The following is an 899-nucleotide window of genomic DNA, read 5'->3' on the forward strand; positions in this document are numbered from 1 at the left end:
GTCTCGTATGAGAGCACGACTGCGTAATCAACGGAACCGCCCTCATAGAAATCCACAACAGGTATCGTTTCTATTATCTTCCCATCCTGATTTGCCCGGATGTCTGTTTTCTCGAACACACCTCGCTTGAGCGTTTTCCCTTCAAAAGGATGAATATTCAGCCTGTAGGTTATTGCCATATGATTAAGCGGTTTCCTTTCCGGGGCATTTTCCACCTTGAGGCAAAAGTCTTTTTCATACACAGAAAGCACAATATCATCCAGCCCCTGGAGGCTATCAAACAGCAGCTCCCGTGCTTCCAGCGGACCACTCAGCCCGGTGGATGCACTGGCACTTGCTGACGGTTTTTTTTCCCTCCAAAAGTAGTGCTGCAGTTCGTCATCCGTGAAAGGCCTTCCGGTGGAAGGATTCGTTTTCATCGCCATAACATTTGAAGAGCTAATCAAACAAAAGGCGAAGAACAACGACAGAGCTCGTACCAAACCACGCATGTGATACATGATGAAAGACTCCAATTATGGAGCCCACCAATATAGACAATGCATGAAGGGACAGCCTGTTTCACGATAAAACAATAGAAAAGCCCGGTCGTGTAATAGCGACCGGGGATTTAAGGGAAGCAGAGTGTATATACGTTCTCTACATCGTCAGTGGTCAGAGTGATGTCGCGGGGCAGTGCAAGAAGCCAAAAACCAAGCTGAAAAATTTCTCCATGTCTCTATTGTGATCAGACCGCCACCACTCTGTGGTGTTTCCTGAGGTGTTACTGGGGTCAAAGCACCGTACTCAGTGGTGTGTTATGAAGAAATGGTGTTTCCTGAGGTGCTTCCTGAGGTGCTTCGCTATCACCCATGCTCACAACAACCTCTTGGCTACCGTCCTCACCCTCTCGTGTACCA

General features: G+C 47.9%; 1 protein-coding gene. It reads right to left on the reverse strand.

The genetic code is table 11. From position 1 onward, the window contains the following. The coding region (locus tag E1189_RS01760) for a hypothetical protein (protein ID WP_196221014.1) at nt 1-419 on the reverse strand (419 nt) is incomplete at its 3' end. Nucleotides 420-899 lie beyond the last annotated feature (480 nt).

Origin of the sequence: Parendozoicomonas verongulae, assembly GCF_009711465.1 — a bacterium.
Classification (GTDB): Bacteria; Pseudomonadota; Gammaproteobacteria; order Pseudomonadales; family Endozoicomonadaceae; genus Sansalvadorimonas; species Sansalvadorimonas verongulae.